We start from the raw sequence: 16,031 nt of genomic DNA on the forward strand, positions 1-16,031 counted from the left end.
TGGGCGCGACGGGGTACAAAGCGCCGGGCCGCTAAATGTTTGGGAAAAACTAGGCTTTTTCTTTGGAAAGCATCGCCTTCAACGCATCGCGATAGTTCGGATATTTCAGAACCACACCAAGTTCATGTTTGATGCGATCGTTTCTGACGCGCTTGCTGTCGGAATAGAAACTGCGCGCCATCGGGCTCATCTCTGCGTCCTCAAACGCAACTTCAGGTGGCGGCTCCATACCCAAAAGCTCGGCGGCATAGGTCAGGATATCTTGCGGTGGCGCCGGACTGTCGTCACAGACGTTGTAAATCCGCCCTGAATTGGGTTGCGTCATCGACGCCTCAAGCACCTGCGCAATGTCGTCAACATGGGCGCGTGAAAATACTTGATTCTTTTTGATGATCCGCCGCGCCGTACCACGCCGCAATTTCGCAAACGGCCCCCGACCTGGCCCGTAAATGCCAGCCAAACGGAAAATATGCAGCGGCAAGCCTTCGACAGCCTGCCATTCCGCCTCTGCTTTCACCCGCATTTGTCCACGAATGCCACCGGGATCAAGCGGGGTGTCTTCGTCGACCCAACCGCCGTCCATATCGCCATAAACACCCGTCGTTGACAGATATCCGACCCATTTCAGTCCCTTAGCCCCCGCCAAAGCCGTTCGTCCCACGCGCAGCACCGGATCGCCGTTATCATCAGGCCGAATCGAGCTCAGCACGTGGCTGACGCCACTCAGCGCCTCTTCAAAATCAACCGGCCAAAGCAGCGGCGTCACGCCATCGGCCCGCGCTGCGTCAAATTGGGTGTCATCACGCAACGTGCCGATGACCGTCCATCCCTGCGGCACCAAGCGTCGCGCCAGCGCGCGTGCTGTGTATCCATGTCCAAGCGAAAGCAGTGTCTGTGTCATGGCCGCACCCTGCCGCCCCGCGCCCAAAGCTGCAAGACCACGGCCTTGCTTTCTGCCCGTTACCGGCCTTCACTGCGTCTATGTGCCCAGAAAACGATCCCTCACTCGACGCCGCCTATGCCCTGAGTACGCCAGAGGACTCCCGACGGCTTTATGCGGATTGGGCAGGCACCTACGACAGCGATTTTGCCGCATCCTCGGATTACATACTGCACACCCAAGTTGCCCGCCATTTTGCCGCCGCCGGTGGCACCGGCCCTGTCCTTGATGTTGGCGCTGGCACCGGCCTATGCGCCAAGGCACTCGCTTTGCTTTTGGACACTGAGATCGACGGCACTGATATCTCGCCCGAAATGCTCGCCGTTGCCCGTGAGAAACACCTCTACCGGCATCTTTTCACCGGTGACCTGACCCGTACATTGCCCGTGGCAGACAACGCATATCACGGCATCATTAGCTCCGGCACATTCACAAACGGCCACGTCGGACCCGACGCCATTGATGACCTTTTGCGCATCACGGCACCGGGCGGGTTGATTGCTTTGTCTATCAACTGTCAGCACTTTGAACGCACTGGGTTTTCGAAAAAACTAGAGTCTATTACGGCCAAAACCACCGAAATTCGCTTGCCGCAGGTACGCATATACGGCGACGCCGCCACCGGCGATCACAGCGATGACACTGCCTTTGTCGCTCTCATCCGCGTCGCTTGATTACTTGCCTGTCCACACCGGATCGCGCTTCTCGGCAAAGGCCCGCGCGCCTTCGAGCTGATCTTCGCTGTCATAGAGCACGTCAACAGACCGCAACTGACGTTTGGTGATCCGGTTCATTGCATCCTGAAACTTGGCGTCTTCCGCATCGCGCACGATCTCTTTGATCGCCGCATAGACCAGCGGCGGCCCCGACGCCAACACCTCAGCCTGCTCCCAAGCCCGTGCCATCAATGTATCAGCTGCAACGATCTCGTTCACCAGCCCCCACCGATGCGCCTCTTCGGCATCAAACCATCGACCGGTCAGCAACAACTCCATCGCGATATGATACGGAATGCGCTTGGGCAACTTGACGCTTGCTGCATCCGCGACCGTACCGGATCGAATCTCCGGAAGCGCAAAGCTTGCATGATCCGCTGCAATAATGATGTCCGCCGACAACGCCAATTCCAGCCCACCACCGCAAGCGATCCCGTTTACAGCCGCAATCACTGGCTTGTTCATGTCGCGCAGTTCCTGCAGGCCGCCAAACCCGCCAACACCATAATCCCCGTCCACGGCATCACCATCCGCCGCCGCTTTCAGATCCCAACCGGGGCAAAAGAATTTCTCGCCCCCGCCGGTCAGGATCGCCACGCGTAACTCCGGATCATCGCGAAAGTCGCGGAACACCTCGCCCATCACACGGCTGGTCACCAGATCAATCGCGTTCGCCTTTGGTCGGTCCAGCGTGACTTCCAAAATGGCGCCCACGCGCCGGGTTTTTACTGGGCTCTCGTTCATTTCATCACTCCTCAAGCGCGAACGGATCGTTGTCCGCGTCTCTGTTTGCCTCATATTCTGCCCAAAACGCCGCCGCCTGCGCCGCCTCTTCGCCTAGCAAATCCGCAATCACCTGCAGGCTCATATCCGTGCCCGCCGACACGCCGGAACTTGTGTAGAATTTCCCGTCTTTGACCCACCGCGCGCTGCGACGCCAATCCACCGCGTCGGTTTGGCTAACCTCACGCACCCAATCAAAGGCCAGTTTGTTGGTCGTCGCCCCGCGTCCGTCCAACAGCCCCGCCCGCGCCAGCAACGCCGATCCGGTGCAGACGCTGGTCACAACCTCCGCCCCCGCACTGGCGGCACGCAACCACTCAAGCATGGCGGTGTTCTCAACCTCCGCCCGCACACCTTTGCCGCCCGGAACCAGCAAAACGTCATAGCGGACACCATCGGCAAACGTCGCATCAGGCATCACCGCAGGTCCGCCCGAAGACGTGACTGGTTTGGCAGCCTCGCCGACCGCTACAATCTTGAACTGATCCCGATGCATGGCAAACATCTCAAGCGGCCCGAAATAGTCGAGCATTTCAAATCCTTCAAAAATCACCGCGCCAATGGTCCGCATTACAAAGCCTTTCTGATCAATGCATCCGCCGCCACGGCACGCGTTGGCGTGCAAATCAACGGGTTCACCTCAGCCTCTTCAATGCAGTCAACGTTGGCAAGTACATAGGTTTGCAACGCCGCGATCGCATCAAGAACAGCGTCCATATCGGCCGCCGCAGCCCCGCGATAGCCACTCAGCAATTTCGCCACTTTCAGCTTGTTCAGAGACTGATTTACCTGCTCACGACTGGCCGGGATCAACAACGACGTGCTGTCGGCCAACACTTCCGTCAAAACACCGCCTGCCGCCATTGTCAGCACAAACCCATGCGCGGGATCACGCGTCACGCCAATCAGCAACTCCGCCACGCCACCAGCAATCATTTCTTCAACAAGAAAATCCTGAGTCGGCATTTCAGCCGCCGCTGCATCCACCTCTTGATGGGACAACCCCAATTTCACGGCACCCGCTTCTGTCTTGTGCGCAATGCCGCGCCCCTTCAGAACCAGCGGTGCCCGAAGGTGAGACGCGGCTTCACTAAGGCAATTTTCCCCTGAAACAGAGACTGTTTTCGGGACATCAAGACCACAAGCCGCCAGCGCGGTTTTGGCATCGCCTTCATCCAACACCTTCGCGTCACGTGCCGCACCCGGCAACGCTATTGGCTGCGCATCTGGGGCATGCAATCGGGTTGTGGCCGCAGCTGCCTCGACAGCTTCCCGCAGCCCATACATTGGCACGACGCCTCCCGCTGCCAGCTCTCGCGCTGTGTCTGCGGGCATCAGCTCTGGCAAACTCGCGACAACCGCCATCGGCCGGGCGGTCGCGGCCCGCGCCTTGATCGCGGCAGCAGTTGCACAGTCCCAGTCATGTCGGTTTTCCGGCGGATAATCGACGACCGAGACTGTCATCCCGATGTGATCCGCCATCATGGCTCCCCAGGCCCGCGCCATCGCATCTTCGTCGCGCCAGATATAGGTGTGGTAATCCAGCGGATTGGCCAACGCCACCATCGGCCCTAAAACCTTGCCCAAGGTCTGGCGTTGCGCATCTGTCAAAGCTGGAAAACTCAAGCCTGTGCCCAGCGCGGTATCCGCCATCAGGCTCGCTTCACCGCCCGAACAGCTGATCGACGACAGCGTTGGTGTTTCAAGCGGCCCGACCATGTGCAAAAGCTTCAACGTTTCCAGAAAAACAGTCAAATCCCGCACCCGGGCAAATCCCAAGCGGGATATCAGCGCCTCGGCACCGGCATCACTTCCGGCCAACGAAGCAGTGTGGCTCACGGTCGCGGCCTGCGCCTCATCGCTTGCGCCCACTTTCAGGGCAACAATTGGCACCCCTTTGGCAGAAGCCTTCGCGGCCAAAGCCTCCCAAGTCCGCAGATCGGAAAATCCTTCGATATGCAGACCGATCGCCGTGACCCGTGGATCGTCCAGAAACGCGCTGGCGATCTCCGCCTGGCTCAGCTGCGCCATGTTCCCGCACGTCGCCACATACGCAATAGGCACGCCACGCAATTGGTTTGTCAGATTGATCGCTATGTTGGAGCTTTGCGTCAGGATCGCAACACCGCGTTCAACCCGTTTGCAGCCATGTTGGTCGGGCCACAGAACGGCGCCGTCAACAGCATTGATCACACCATAGCAATTCGGCCCCAGAATCGGCATCGCCCCGGCCGCGGCCACCAAGTCTGTCTGCAAATCACTGCCGCTTGAATCCTCCGCTACTGCCTCCGAAAAACCGGAAGCAAAACACACCGCGCCTCCGGCTCCCGCCGCTGACAGGGATGCAACTGCCTCAACGGTGGCGTGCCTGTTGATACCCACAAAAGCCGCATCCGGCACGCGCGGCAAGTCTTCGATCCGCGCAAAAGCGGCGTAGCCGCCGACTTCGTCAGCCTTCGGATGTACGGGCCAGATGTCGCCCGAAAACCCGAGCTTTTCCATCTGACGAACAACTTCGCCACACCAGGCGCCGCCACCGATAACCGCAACGGACTTCGGTTGAATCAATCTCGAAAGGTCACGCTTGATCACAACGACACTCCAAAGATTCTATGCCTTCGGCGAGGATATTTTGGGCAAGAGGAAGTAAGGTTTCATTAACCATCTTCGGCCACCCTTGAGAGGCGGAACAGGCTGGGAAGCCGATGGCCGCGCAAGGGGAAGACATCATGTCTTTCACGGGAAGGGCCGCTTCGCGCAGCTCTTCCTCTTGCCCTAAATATCCCGGGGGTGTGGGGGCTGGTCCCCATCCGGCAGAAATCACAAACCATCATGCCCCCAAAGGGCGCAACAAATCGCGACTAATGATGTGGCGCTGAATCTCGCTGGTTCCGTCCCAGATCCGCTCAACCCGCGCATCCCGCCAGAAGCGTTCCAACGGGTAGTCATCCATCAACCCCATACCGCCGTGGATCTGGATGGCGGCATCTGTCACCCGCGCCAACATCTCACTGGTATAAAGCTTGGCCGACGCGATCTCGCGGTTGCACGGCAACCCGCGATCCAACCTTGCTGCCGCCGACATCGTCAACAAATCCGCCGCATCGATCTCGGTGATCATATCGGCAATCTGAAAACCAACGCCCTGGAATTTGCCGATTGGCTGACCGAATTGTTCACGCTGCGCGGCATAATCCAACGCGTAATCAAACGCGCGCCGCGCACGGCCCACGCAAAACGCCGCCACAGTCAGGCGCGTTGCATAAAGCCACTCGTTCATCACGGCAAACCCGCCATCGACCTCGCCCAAAACCTGCGCATCCGGCAGACGGCAATCGTCAAACTCCAGCACCATGTTTTTATAGCCTCGGTGGCTGACAGACTTGTACCCATCGCGCACCGTGAAACCGGGCGTATCGCGGTCCACAAGGAACGTTGTGATCCGTTTTTTCGGCCCCTTTGGTGTGTCGTCCTCACCAGTGGCCACAAACACGATGAAGAAATCGGCATGCTCTGCGCCGGAAATGAAATGCTTGTTGCCGTTCACCACCCAATCACCACCGTCGCGCACCGCACTGCATTTCATTCCGCGCACGTCTGACCCTGCCCCGGGTTCAGTCATCGCCAGCGCGTCCATGCGCTCGCCACGCACTGCGGGCAAAAGATATTTCTCACGCTGCTCTGCGTCGCACGCCATCAAAATATTTTGTGGGCGACCAAAGAAATGCGTCAACGCCATCGATCCACGCCCCAACTCGCGCTCCACCAGCGTGAATTCCAGATGGTTCAGACCAGCGCCCCCCACTTCCTCAGGGAAGTTACACGCGTAAAACCCCAGATCGAGGGTCTTTTGCTTGATCTTTTCGCCCAATTCATGCGGCACAACACCGGTACGCTCAACCTCATCCTCAAAGGGGTAAATCTCATTCTCCACAAAGCTGCGGACGGTGGAGACGATCATCTCCTGTTCTTCGGTCAGGTCAAACTGCATGGCGCGCTCCCAAATTCTGTTGCGCATAGCTCAACTGACTTGACCCGCACCATCATGCAGGATTACCCCCATGGCATGCAGTTTTGGGAAAAAACCTCCGCCGCACCGCAGCACATTGGCGTCCTTCTGTTCGAAGGTTTCTCCAATCATTGCCTTGCCAACACGGTGGAACCCATGCGCGCGGCCAACATGATCTCGGGCAAGCCGCTTTATGATTGGACTTTCCTTTCACTGGACGCCCTTCCCGTAACCAGCTCCTCTGGCCTTTCTGTTGCTCCGCACGACAAACTTGGTGCTGCGCGCGGTGATATGTTGGTGGTCATGCCCTCCTACGGCTTTCGCGACCATGGCGGCTGGAAAACCCAAGCAGCGCTTCGCTCGGCTGCCACCCGCTTTCCGACGCTTTGCGCGATGGACACCGGAAGCTGGCTGCTGGCCGAGGCGGGCCTTCTGGACCAGCACAAGGCCACCATCCATTGGGAGGAGCTCACAAATTTCGAAGAACGCTTTCCCGACATCGAAGCACTGCGCGAACGCTTCGTCATCGACGACAGGCGCCTGACCTGTTCCGGCGCGATGGCGGCTTTTGATCTGGTACTGCATCTGATCGGTCAACAACACGGCCAAGCCCTCGCACTTGAGGTCGCCCAGCTTTTCATGACCCGCGACAGCGCCCGCAGTCACACCGGCGGCGCGACACCGGCCGGTCGCGTTGTGAACCGCGCGCTCGCAGTCATGCAGGAGCACCTCGAACACCCGTTGCCGATCCCGCAAATTGCCCGCCGCGCCGGTGTCACACAAAAAACCCTCGAAGCGCGGATGAAAGCCGAACTCGGCGCCGCGCCAACAACGATCTACCGCCGCCAACGTCTTAATCTCGCGCGCAAACTGGCGATGGACACTGACCTGACTGTGGCGGAAATCGCGGTGCGCGCGGGTTACAAAAACCCGGCTGCCATGACCCGCGCGTTCAAGGCAGGGTTTGATGAGACGCCCACATCACTCAGGCACCAACGTTAGCGCGTGTACATCTGTTTCTTATGAGCCCGCGTGCGCGTTGTTCCCTCGGCCGATCCGTCATGAAACGTGCCAAACCAGCGATCAAACGGAATTTCCGAGGTGCCATAGTTGCACTCAAAATATCGGTGATGCAGCTGATGGAAGAAATCGCCGGACTTGGCGACTTCGGCGTCTTTGGCAACCAGCTTTTCAAACCCACAATGGCTGAACACCGGGCTGATTTGCTGAAAACTGGCGTGAAACACCAGATGCAGCGGGTTTGACGGCACGATCAGATGCACAAAATAGGTGGTGAAATAGAGCATGTTTTCAAACCAGTGGTTTGAAATCCCTGACCACGGTCCGACGTTCACGTTGCGATGATGCACGGCATGCACATGCTTATAAAGTCGCGGGTGGTGTTCCAGCCTGTGCACCCAGTAAAAATGCAGGCTCGACCACATCGGGATCAGCGCCAGCCAGATCACGAAGAAGACCGGACGCTCAGCGAATGTGATCACCGGCACTTTGCCAGTCGCCATAGCCCAATAAATCAGACACTGATACACCGTCGCCACCGTCATGGCGCTGCCCAGCGTCCACCAAATGTTGTCCAAAACCTGATTGTTAAAGGTGAAGCTGCCGTTCTTGCGGGTCAGATCGCGCTTGTCGAATTTCTTGCGCATGCCCTGACCCTTGCGCATATAAAGCCACCAATGCAGCCCACCCGCCACCAACGTCTGCGGGATCACATTCATCAACCAAACAGTGCCCACCCATCGCCAATGAAACGTCTGCATCTGCTCCAGCGGTGGCAAGACAAAAGCCCAGATCAAGAGCGCTATCCCAAATGGCACAGTCAAAGCTGTGATCATCAGCCACGCGCCGCGATACCACCGCACAACTGCCGTCGGCTTGGGTGGCCATGCAAAAAGCGGGTTTAAAGTGATTGGGTGCGGCGGGCGGTAATGCCACCGCTCAGCCTCAGCATCGTCAGCAAAATCATGTGGCATCGCGCGACCCTCCCAAATGGCGCATTTCACAGTGTGTCAGGTGGCGTAGTTCGACCTTTCGTCGTCCAAAATGGCCTTCAATTCCGCCAAATGCCGTTCATCCTGCTCAGGATACTCTTCCAGCTCCCGTGCGGTTTTCTCGGCGATGTCGTCAGGCAGCACGCGCAACGGCTGACCGGTTTGCAGCGCACGGATATATGTCTCGGCGGCACGCTCAAAATAATAGAGCCGGTTGAACGTATCCGCGACCGAATTGCCGATCACCAACACGCCATGGTTGCCCATGATCATCACCTTCTTCTTTGGATCGGTCAGAAGCGTGGCACAGCGCTCGCCTTCGTCCTCAAACGCCAGACCGCCATACCCGTCATCAATCACATAGCGGTTGAAAAACGTGGCACAGTTCTGATCGATCGGAGGCAAGCTGCTGTCGGCGAGGCTGGCCAGAACGGTGGCAAAAATTGAATGCACATGCATCACACAGCGTGCGTGCGGGCAATGGCGGTGAATGCCGCCGTGCAATCCCCAAGCGGTGGGGTCGGGCGCGTCGGGGCCATTCAGCGTTTCGGGATCATTGGCGTCCACCAACAGCAATTCACTCGCCTTGATGCGCGAAAAATGCACCTGATTTCGGTTCATCAGAAACTGGGTGCCTTCTTCGTTGACCGCGAGGCTGAAATGGTTGGCCACGCCTTCGTGCCAATTCAGCCGTTCAGCCCAGCGAAACGCCGCCGCCATATCCACGCGTTCCTGCCAATGCTCCATATTCGGCCGCAACTCGGTGACGCTCATGTTTATGCTCCTGCTTGGATTGGTCAAAGATCAACACTTACCCTATCAGCAGGTCTATCCTCTTTGCGACGTCGCATTTGGCTCGGCGGGCGCTCATGGCACATTGTTGCCTGTGGCGCTTTCGCAGTTATGATTTGGTCAAGCCCCCAGCCAAAGAGCCGTCCCGGGATGGAACTGCGACCACGCAAACCAGAAGGCTTCATGAGAGCCAAGGTCCTCACCATCCTTGCCCACGGCCTTGATCCCTCCAGCCTCCAGCACAAGCCTCACATTCTGAAACGCAACGACCTGCCCCGCTCGCAGAGCAAGCAATGCGGCCCCCCGTTGAAACGCAACTGCGCCTCCAGACCCTGTCACAACGCCAATGATATCTTCATGCACGGGCAGACGCGGGTCCACATCCCCAACCGGAAAAATAGGCCCGTCCGCATCCCGACCATTGCGAAAATCAGGATCGCGCCCCAACGCCAGATATTCCGCCAGCACAGTCGTGTTGGGATGCGCCGTCTTCCAGCTCGCCCAATCCGTGGTCACAACCGTGGCCTGCTCCAACTGCACCCCAATCTCCGCCAACGGACCCGTCACCGCATGACCCAGAAACGTATCGAACACCGAGTAGGTGTTGAGGTCATACATCACCTTGTTGGACCGACTCAAAAGACCGGATGTTCTCAAAACAGGCCGATCAACGCCCTCCGGCATCTGATCGGTGAAATAGGCCTGCGCGGCCCCGCATAATGTGCAGTAGGGAATACCGAGGTCGCGACCACCAAGCGTGTCGTTCACCATCTCGCGCACTTCCATAATCTGGCGCGGATAAGCTCGATACGCCCCGTTTACCTCGACGCCGAATACGATGTCATCGTCGTCCAGCCATGTTGCCTCCTCGGCCAACGTGACTTCAGGATTGTCTGCCGCAGGGATGCAATTGCAGGGCTCATCGGTTGTGTCAAAAGCCCGGTCGTCAATCAAAACTCCGCCCCAAGACACCAAGCGCCAGTCAATGTCGCCCTCAACAAAAATCTGCTCCCAGCCGGGTATGAGGCCAGTGAAAATAGCGCGCTTGATACGCAAATAGTCGGGCGGCGCCGGAATATCCCACGCAATAAGGTGATCAGTCACACCGCCCCAATGGTCCTGCTGGCCCAGATCCGCCTGCAAAAGCTCCTGCGCTGCGACAACCAGTTGCGCATTGAGCTGCGCATTGGTGATGAACCGCATCAGATCGCTGACAAGCCACGCCAACCGCGGGTCGCCTGATACTGCAACGACCTGCAACGCAGCCTGTTCCTCCGGACCCCATTGCCCTTGTTCAATACTCTGAATAAAGGCCGCTTCAATGGCCGCCGCGACCTCTTCAGAAACAGCGCCGACTGGAATTTCCGGCGGCGAGCCGAATTCTTCCACCACATAGTCCGGCAATTGCTCCGCTTGCACCGAACTTGGAACCAACAAGCTGCCCGCCGCGACAATCGCGGTCAAAACTGCGAACGCCCGCAGGTAAACTCGCTCTAAGTTGCTCATCCATTTCATTTTCAGCAGCCCTTCTTTCTTTCGGTCCGACCTCACCTGAAACGCTCTTCACATACCAATCACAGTTGCTTCAGGCCGCGTTGCCTTTCACCTGTAATTTCAAAGCGCGCTTGAAACTGTTTTCGCGAAACCTTCATCTTTGGGCCGGTTGAACATCCCCATAACAAGTGTCACCTTGGGCCATGGAACATATGCATTTTCAAAGCTGGGCCGACGTGGCCCCCCGCTTGGTCGCCGTCGCCGCAGGGCGCGAACCCGCCGACACCGTCATTCGCAAAGGGCGTTGGGTCAACGTCCACACTCGCGAGATTCTCGACAATCACGACATTGCCATTGCCGAAGGGCGTATCGCCTATGTCGGCCCTGACGCCAGCCACTGCACCGGACCCGATACCGAAGTGATCGAGGCCAATGGGCGGTTTATGATCCCCGGCCTGTGTGACGGTCACATGCACATTGAATCGGGCATGCTGACCCCCGCCGAATTTGCCCGCGCCGTGATTGGCCATGGCACCACCACCATGTTCACCGACCCGCATGAGATCGCCAACGTGCTTGGTCTTGAAGGTGTGCGCATGATGCATGACGAAGCGCTGATGCAGCCCGTCAACATCTTCACGCAAATGCCGTCGTGCGCACCATCTGCGCCTGGTTTGGAAACCACCGGTTTTGAAATCGGTCCCGATGATGTGACCGAGGCGATGAACTGGCCCGGTATCATCGGTCTGGGCGAGATGATGAACTTCCCGGGTGTGATCAACGGCAGCCAACAGATGCTTGCCGAAATCGCCGCAACCCAGAACGCAGGCAAAACCGTGGGCGGCCATTACGCCAGCCCCGACCTTGGGCCCAACTTTCACGCTTACGCCGCGGGTGGTCCTGCTGATGATCACGAAGGCACCTGCGAGGCCGACGCAATTGCCCGTGTGCGCCAAGGCATGCGTTCGATGATGCGGCTTGGCTCCGCTTGGTATGACGTGGAAACCCAAATTACAGCGATCACGGAAAAAGGCCTCGATCCACGCAGCTTTATTCTCTGCACCGATGATTGCCACTCCGGCACTTTGGTCAACGATGGCCATATGAACCGCGTGGTGCGCCATGCCATCGATTGCGGCTGCGATCCGGTTGTGGCTCTGCAAATGGCGACGATCAACACCGCGACACATTTTGGTCTGGAACGTGACCTCGGCTCCATCGCACCGGGCCGTCGCGCCGATGTCATTCTGACCAGCGACCTCAAAGCCCTACCGATTGAGCATGTCATTGCACGCGGCAAAACCGTCGCCAAAGACGGCAAAGTGTTGGTGGATTGCCCGCACTATGACTGGCCGGACCACGCACGCCAGACAGTGAACCTGGGCCGCCCTCGCACCGCTGCGGATTTTGTGATCACAGCACCTGAAGGCGCCACCAAGGTCACCGCCAACGTCATCGGCGTGATCGAAAATCAGGCCCCGACTAAGGCGCTCAGCGCCGACCTTTCCGTCGAAAACGGTATCGTTTTGCCCAATATAGAGACTGATATTGCGCAAATTGCGCTGGTAGAACGTCACCGCGCCACCGGCGGTGTGTCCAACGCGTTCGTATCTGGCTTTGGCTACAGCGGAAAAATGGCGATGGCCTCCACCGTGGCGCACGACAGCCACCATATGATCGTTGTCGGCACCGACCGCGAAATGATGGCGCTGGCCGCAAACCGCCTTGGCGAAGTTGGCGGCGGTGTGACCATATATAAGGACGGACAAGAGATCGCGCTGGTCGAATTACCCATCGCCGGCCTGATGTCTGATGCCCCTGCGACCGAGGTCGCGGCCAAGGCGCAGAATATGGTCGAGGCAATGGAGGCTTGCGGCTGCACCCTCAACAACGCTTATATGCAGCACTCGCTTTTGGCGCTTGTCGTGATCCCGGAGTTGCGGATCTCCGACCTCGGCCTTGTAGATGTAACCAAGTTTGAAATGACTGATGTGATTAAGGCTGCCGAATGACCCCTCAACAAATCCCCGTACATTCCCCCGCAGTTCCGGCCGCGCAAGCCTTCACCGATGCAAGCGCCGCCGTGGACCGGCTCGAAGAACTCTACGGCATCGCCACCACATATTTGTGTGACCAATTTCGCCACGCCTTGCGCAGTGGACCAGATGGCCACCGCATCCGCGCTTTTTACCCCGAAATCCGCATCACCACGACCAGCTTTGCCCAAGTCGACAGCCGCCTCAGCTTTGGCCACGTGTCCGAACCCGGCACCCATCGCGCCACGATCACGCGTCCGGACCTTTTCCGCAATTATCTGGAACAGCAAATCTCGCTGTTGGTTGGAAACCACGGCGTGCCCGTCACCATTGGCGTCAGCGACACACCGATCCCCGTTCATTTTGCGGTTGCCGCCAAAAGTGACATGACCGTCCCGCAAGAAGGCGCCGCCGAATTCACACTTCGTGACATTTTTGATGTGCCGGATCTGTCGACCACCAACGACGACATCGTCAACGGTATGCACAGCCACGACGAGAACGACGTCGGGCCGCTGGCCCCCTTCACCGCGCAACGCGTTGATTACTCACTGGCGCGGCTCAGCCACTATACCGCGACAGACGCCGACCATTTCCAGAACCACGTGCTGTTCACCAACTACCAGTTCTACGTCACCGAATTCGAAGCCTACGCGCGTCAAATGCTGGCCGATCCGAAAACCGGCTACACCAGCTTTGTCAGCACAGGCAATGTCGAGATCTCGGATGCAGAGACGCCGATTGCTCCGGTGGACAAACAACCGCAGATGCCGACCTATCACCTCAAACGGGCGGATGGCTCCGGCATCACTTTGGTCAATATCGGCGTCGGTCCGTCAAACGCCAAAACCGCCACCGACCACATCGCCGTACTGCGCCCTCACGCCTGGATCATGGTTGGCCACTGCGCCGGTCTGCGCAATTCGCAAAGCCTTGGCGACTTCGTTCTGGCCCACGCCTATCTGCGCGAAGATCACGTTCTGGATGACGATCTGCCGGTTTGGGTACCGATCCCTGCATTGGCCGAAGTGCAGATCGCCATGGAACAGGCCGTGGCCGAGGTCACCGAGCTTAAAGGCTACGACCTCAAACGTGTGATGCGCACCGGCACCGTCGCCACCATCGACAACCGCAACTGGGAACTGCGTGAACATGCCGGCCCCGTTCAACGCCTCAGCCAGTCCCGTGCCATCGCGCTGGACATGGAAAGCGCCACAATCGCCGCCAACGGCTACCGGTTCCGCGTTCCCTATGGCACGCTTTTGTGTGTCAGCGACAAGCCGCTGCACGGCGAATTGAAGCTTCCCGGAATGGCCTCGGACTTCTATAAAACGCAAGTCGCCCGTCATTTGATGATCGGAATTCGGGCGATGGAGACTCTTCGCGAAATGCCTCTTGAACGGCTCCATTCGCGGAAATTGCGCTCATTTGACGAGACAGCCTTCCTGTGACCCTGCGGAAACTTGCCCAAAACCCTTAAAATTGGGGTTTTTTGGCACACAATTTATTGTGTTCATCCACCATATCCCGTTAAATGCGCGACACGAGGCCCAACATTCGGGCAAATAATGGAGACCTGAAATGGCAAAACCGATGACCAAGACCCAACTCGTTGCCGCTTTGGCCGAAGAAATGGGTTCGGACAAGAAATCCGCAGGCGCGGCACTGGAAGCAGTATGCGCACTGATCACCCGCGAAGTTTCTGGCGGCGGCGCAGTGACCCTGCCCGGCGTTGGCAAAATCTACTGCCGCGAGCGCCCAGAGCGCATGGTGCGTAACCCCGCCACCGGCGAGCAGATCAAGAAAGACGCAGACAAGGTTGTGAAAATGACCATCGCCAAAGCGCTGAAAGACAGCGTGAACGGCTGATCGCGTTGATCACCTGACACTGAAAGGGTCGCCTTCGGGCGGCCCTTTTTCTTTGGCGGTCTCGCGCGATGCCTACGCGCCAACAGGGTGTGCTGCGCCTGCTCAAACAGACGCAGCCAAATTTCACAACTGCGCGCTGGGCGTAGACTGAGAAATCGCGATCTCATCGGCGTTCATGTCTTCGCCGATGCCCTCAAACAGGGGCGTCGACAAATACCGCTCGCCCGTATCCGGCAACATCACCAGAATATTGCTACCTTCAGGTGCCGTTTGTGCCACCTGCATCGCTGTGGCAAAGGTCGCACCGGCCGAGATTCCGGTGAATACTCCTTCTTCCGCCGCCAGGCGTCGCGACCACGCGATGCTGTCTGGACCGGAAACGGTCAACAATTCATCATAGAACCCGTTGTCCAACGCTTCCTGCAAAACCCACGGAATGAAATCCGGGGTCCAGCCCTGAATCGGGTGCGGCTCAAAATTCGGGTGGCTCTCTGTGGCCTGATGGGCATCGTTGCGCGTGTTCACATACCCCGATCCGATCAGCGCCGAATTCGCAGGCTCTGACAGGATGATTTTTGTATCGGGACTTTCGCGCCGCAGCACACGACCAACGCCGCTCACCGTGCCACCGGTTCCGTATCCGCTCACGAAATAGTCCAGCTTTTCACCGGCAAAATCGCTAAGAATTTCACGTGCCGTTGTGGCCTCGTGAATGTCAGCATTGTCTGCGGTCTCAAACTGACCCGCCAGAAACCAGCCATTCGCCTCTGCCAATTCCTTGGCCTTGGAATACATGCCAAAGCCCTTTTGCGCTTTGGGTGTCAGAACGACCTTGGCCCCCAGAAACCGCATCAACTGCCGCCGTTCCACGGAAAACGCTTCGGACATGGTGATCACCAGCGGATAGCCTTTGGCGGCACAGACCATCGCCAAGCCGATGCCGGTGTTGCCTGACGTGGCCTCAACCACCGTTTGTCCAGGCTTAAGCCGCCCGTCGCGTTCTGCCGCCTCGATGATGTTCAGCGCCAGCCGGTCCTTTACGGATCCGGCCGGATTGAAGGCCTCAAATTTCACAAAGACGTTCACATGCTTCGGGGCGATCCGGTTGATACGCACAACCGGCGTATTCCCGACGGTTTCCAGAATGCTGTCGTACCGCACACCGCGGCCTTGGGTTTCACGAATGCTCATGGTCTGCCACCTTGTTAAATTGCATCAGTCATTTGCCAAAAATCTAATCCCGATTGCGCGCGGCAAAAGCCCGACAAAGCCAAATAGGACCGCTATCGCGCATCTCGATCAGAATCAGAAACCAAGTCCGCAGCAAGCGGCCCAACTCTAAACCGGTTCTGCACCTTGGGCGAAATTCAAAACCGCCGT

The 16,031-nt window shown here is 58.1% G+C and carries 14 protein-coding genes; 5 read left to right on the forward strand and 9 right to left on the reverse strand.

What is annotated here, in order from left to right; all coding sequences use genetic code 11:
- Window positions 1-49: 49 nt before the first annotated feature.
- On the reverse strand, window positions 50-901 hold the full coding sequence (locus PG871_RS00790) for an SDR family oxidoreductase (RefSeq protein ID WP_270725113.1): 852 nt from the start codon (window positions 899-901) through the stop codon (window positions 50-52).
- Between the two features lie 80 nt (window positions 902-981).
- Here PG871_RS00790 and PG871_RS00795 point away from each other — a divergent pair, with 80 nt between their 5' ends.
- Window positions 982-1,614: a class I SAM-dependent DNA methyltransferase gene (locus tag PG871_RS00795; RefSeq protein ID WP_270725114.1), complete on the forward strand. Its 633-nt coding sequence runs from the start codon at window positions 982-984 to the stop codon at window positions 1,612-1,614.
- Here PG871_RS00795 and PG871_RS00800 read toward each other — a convergent pair whose 3' ends face one another.
- The 4 genes from PG871_RS00800 to PG871_RS00815 all read right to left on the reverse strand — a co-directional run bounded on the left by PG871_RS00800 (window position 1,615) and on the right by PG871_RS00815 (window position 6,430).
- Window positions 1,615-2,400, reverse strand: coding sequence for a carnitinyl-CoA dehydratase (locus PG871_RS00800; protein WP_270725115.1), 786 nt, complete (start codon window positions 2,398-2,400; stop codon window positions 1,615-1,617).
- Between the two features lie 4 nt (window positions 2,401-2,404).
- Window positions 2,405-3,010: a DJ-1/PfpI family protein gene (locus PG871_RS00805; protein WP_270725116.1), complete on the reverse strand. Its 606-nt coding sequence runs from the start codon at window positions 3,008-3,010 to the stop codon at window positions 2,405-2,407.
- The gene (locus tag PG871_RS00810; RefSeq protein WP_270728637.1) at window positions 3,010-5,028 is read right to left on the reverse strand and encodes an acetate--CoA ligase family protein; all 2,019 of its coding nucleotides are present in this window, start codon (window positions 5,026-5,028) and stop codon (window positions 3,010-3,012) included. Before PG871_RS00810 ends, PG871_RS00805 begins: the two co-directional genes overlap by 1 nt.
- A 241-nt stretch (window positions 5,029-5,269) precedes the next feature.
- On the reverse strand, window positions 5,270-6,430 hold the full coding sequence (locus tag PG871_RS00815; RefSeq protein WP_270725117.1) for an acyl-CoA dehydrogenase family protein: 1,161 nt from the start codon (window positions 6,428-6,430) through the stop codon (window positions 5,270-5,272).
- A 54-nt stretch (window positions 6,431-6,484) separates the two neighbouring features.
- Between PG871_RS00815 and PG871_RS00820 the strand changes: the two genes are divergently transcribed.
- Complete coding sequence (locus PG871_RS00820) at window positions 6,485-7,450, forward strand: GlxA family transcriptional regulator (protein WP_270725118.1); 966 nt, start codon at window positions 6,485-6,487, stop codon at window positions 7,448-7,450.
- On the opposite strand, the gene PG871_RS00825 is transcribed toward PG871_RS00820, so the two are convergent.
- From PG871_RS00825 to PG871_RS00835, 3 genes are all read right to left on the reverse strand, one after another.
- A complete protein-coding gene (locus PG871_RS00825; RefSeq protein WP_270725119.1) occupies window positions 7,447-8,442 on the reverse strand; it encodes a sterol desaturase family protein in 996 nt (331 codons plus the stop codon). The two genes, PG871_RS00820 and PG871_RS00825, sit on opposite strands and share 4 nt — an antisense overlap.
- 36 nt (window positions 8,443-8,478) lie before the next feature.
- A complete protein-coding gene (locus PG871_RS00830; RefSeq protein ID WP_270725120.1) occupies window positions 8,479-9,234 on the reverse strand; it encodes a class II aldolase and adducin N-terminal domain-containing protein in 756 nt (251 codons plus the stop codon).
- 138 nt (window positions 9,235-9,372) lie between these two features.
- Window positions 9,373-10,758: a DUF3179 domain-containing (seleno)protein gene (locus PG871_RS00835; protein WP_270725121.1), complete on the reverse strand. Its 1,386-nt coding sequence runs from the start codon at window positions 10,756-10,758 to the stop codon at window positions 9,373-9,375.
- Window positions 10,759-10,949: 191 nt separating this feature from the next.
- Here PG871_RS00835 and ade point away from each other — a divergent pair, with 191 nt between their 5' ends.
- The 3 genes from ade to PG871_RS00850 all read left to right on the forward strand — a co-directional run bounded on the left by ade (window position 10,950) and on the right by PG871_RS00850 (window position 14,651).
- A complete protein-coding gene (gene ade / locus PG871_RS00840; RefSeq protein WP_270725122.1) occupies window positions 10,950-12,758 on the forward strand; it encodes an adenine deaminase in 1,809 nt (602 codons plus the stop codon).
- Window positions 12,755-14,233: an AMP nucleosidase gene (locus tag PG871_RS00845; protein WP_270725123.1), complete on the forward strand. Its 1,479-nt coding sequence runs from the start codon at window positions 12,755-12,757 to the stop codon at window positions 14,231-14,233. The genes ade and PG871_RS00845 overlap by 4 nt, the downstream gene beginning before the upstream one ends.
- A gap of 130 nt (window positions 14,234-14,363) precedes the next feature.
- Window positions 14,364-14,651 carry an HU family DNA-binding protein gene (locus tag PG871_RS00850; protein WP_054004273.1) on the forward strand — a complete coding sequence of 96 codons (288 nt, stop codon included), beginning with the start codon at window positions 14,364-14,366 and terminating at the stop codon, window positions 14,649-14,651.
- A gap of 123 nt (window positions 14,652-14,774) precedes the next feature.
- On the opposite strand, the gene cysK is transcribed toward PG871_RS00850, so the two are convergent.
- Window positions 14,775-15,842, reverse strand: coding sequence for a cysteine synthase A (gene cysK / locus PG871_RS00855; protein WP_270725124.1), 1,068 nt, complete (start codon window positions 15,840-15,842; stop codon window positions 14,775-14,777).
- Between the last annotated feature and the right edge of the window lie 189 nt (window positions 15,843-16,031).

This window comes from Shimia sp. Alg240-R146, from assembly GCF_947331465.1.
Classification (GTDB): Bacteria; Pseudomonadota; Alphaproteobacteria; order Rhodobacterales; family Rhodobacteraceae; genus Shimia.

What these genes read in the sequence shown, in the direction of transcription:
- ade (WP_270725122.1), top strand. Translation starts at nt 10,950, where the DNA reads ATGGAACATATGCATTTTCAAAGCTGGGCCGACGTGGCCCCCCGCTTG.
- PG871_RS00795 (WP_270725114.1), top strand. Translation starts at nt 982, where the DNA reads ATGTGCCCAGAAAACGATCCCTCACTCGACGCCGCCTATGCCCTGAGT.
- PG871_RS00845 (WP_270725123.1), top strand. Translation starts at nt 12,755, where the DNA reads ATGACCCCTCAACAAATCCCCGTACATTCCCCCGCAGTTCCGGCCGCG.
- PG871_RS00790 (WP_270725113.1), bottom strand. Translation starts at nt 901, where the DNA reads ATGACACAGACACTGCTTTCGCTTGGACATGGATACACAGCACGCGCG.
- PG871_RS00830 (WP_270725120.1), bottom strand. Translation starts at nt 9,234, where the DNA reads ATGAGCGTCACCGAGTTGCGGCCGAATATGGAGCATTGGCAGGAACGC.
- PG871_RS00815 (WP_270725117.1), bottom strand. Translation starts at nt 6,430, where the DNA reads ATGCAGTTTGACCTGACCGAAGAACAGGAGATGATCGTCTCCACCGTC.
- PG871_RS00820 (WP_270725118.1), top strand. Translation starts at nt 6,485, where the DNA reads ATGCAGGATTACCCCCATGGCATGCAGTTTTGGGAAAAAACCTCCGCC.
- PG871_RS00825 (WP_270725119.1), bottom strand. Translation starts at nt 8,442, where the DNA reads ATGCCACATGATTTTGCTGACGATGCTGAGGCTGAGCGGTGGCATTAC.
- PG871_RS00800 (WP_270725115.1), bottom strand. Translation starts at nt 2,400, where the DNA reads ATGAACGAGAGCCCAGTAAAAACCCGGCGCGTGGGCGCCATTTTGGAA.
- PG871_RS00805 (WP_270725116.1), bottom strand. Translation starts at nt 3,010, where the DNA reads ATGCGGACCATTGGCGCGGTGATTTTTGAAGGATTTGAAATGCTCGAC.
- PG871_RS00835 (WP_270725121.1), bottom strand. Translation starts at nt 10,758, where the DNA reads ATGAGCAACTTAGAGCGAGTTTACCTGCGGGCGTTCGCAGTTTTGACC.
- cysK (WP_270725124.1), bottom strand. Translation starts at nt 15,842, where the DNA reads ATGAGCATTCGTGAAACCCAAGGCCGCGGTGTGCGGTACGACAGCATT.
- PG871_RS00850 (WP_054004273.1), top strand. Translation starts at nt 14,364, where the DNA reads ATGGCAAAACCGATGACCAAGACCCAACTCGTTGCCGCTTTGGCCGAA.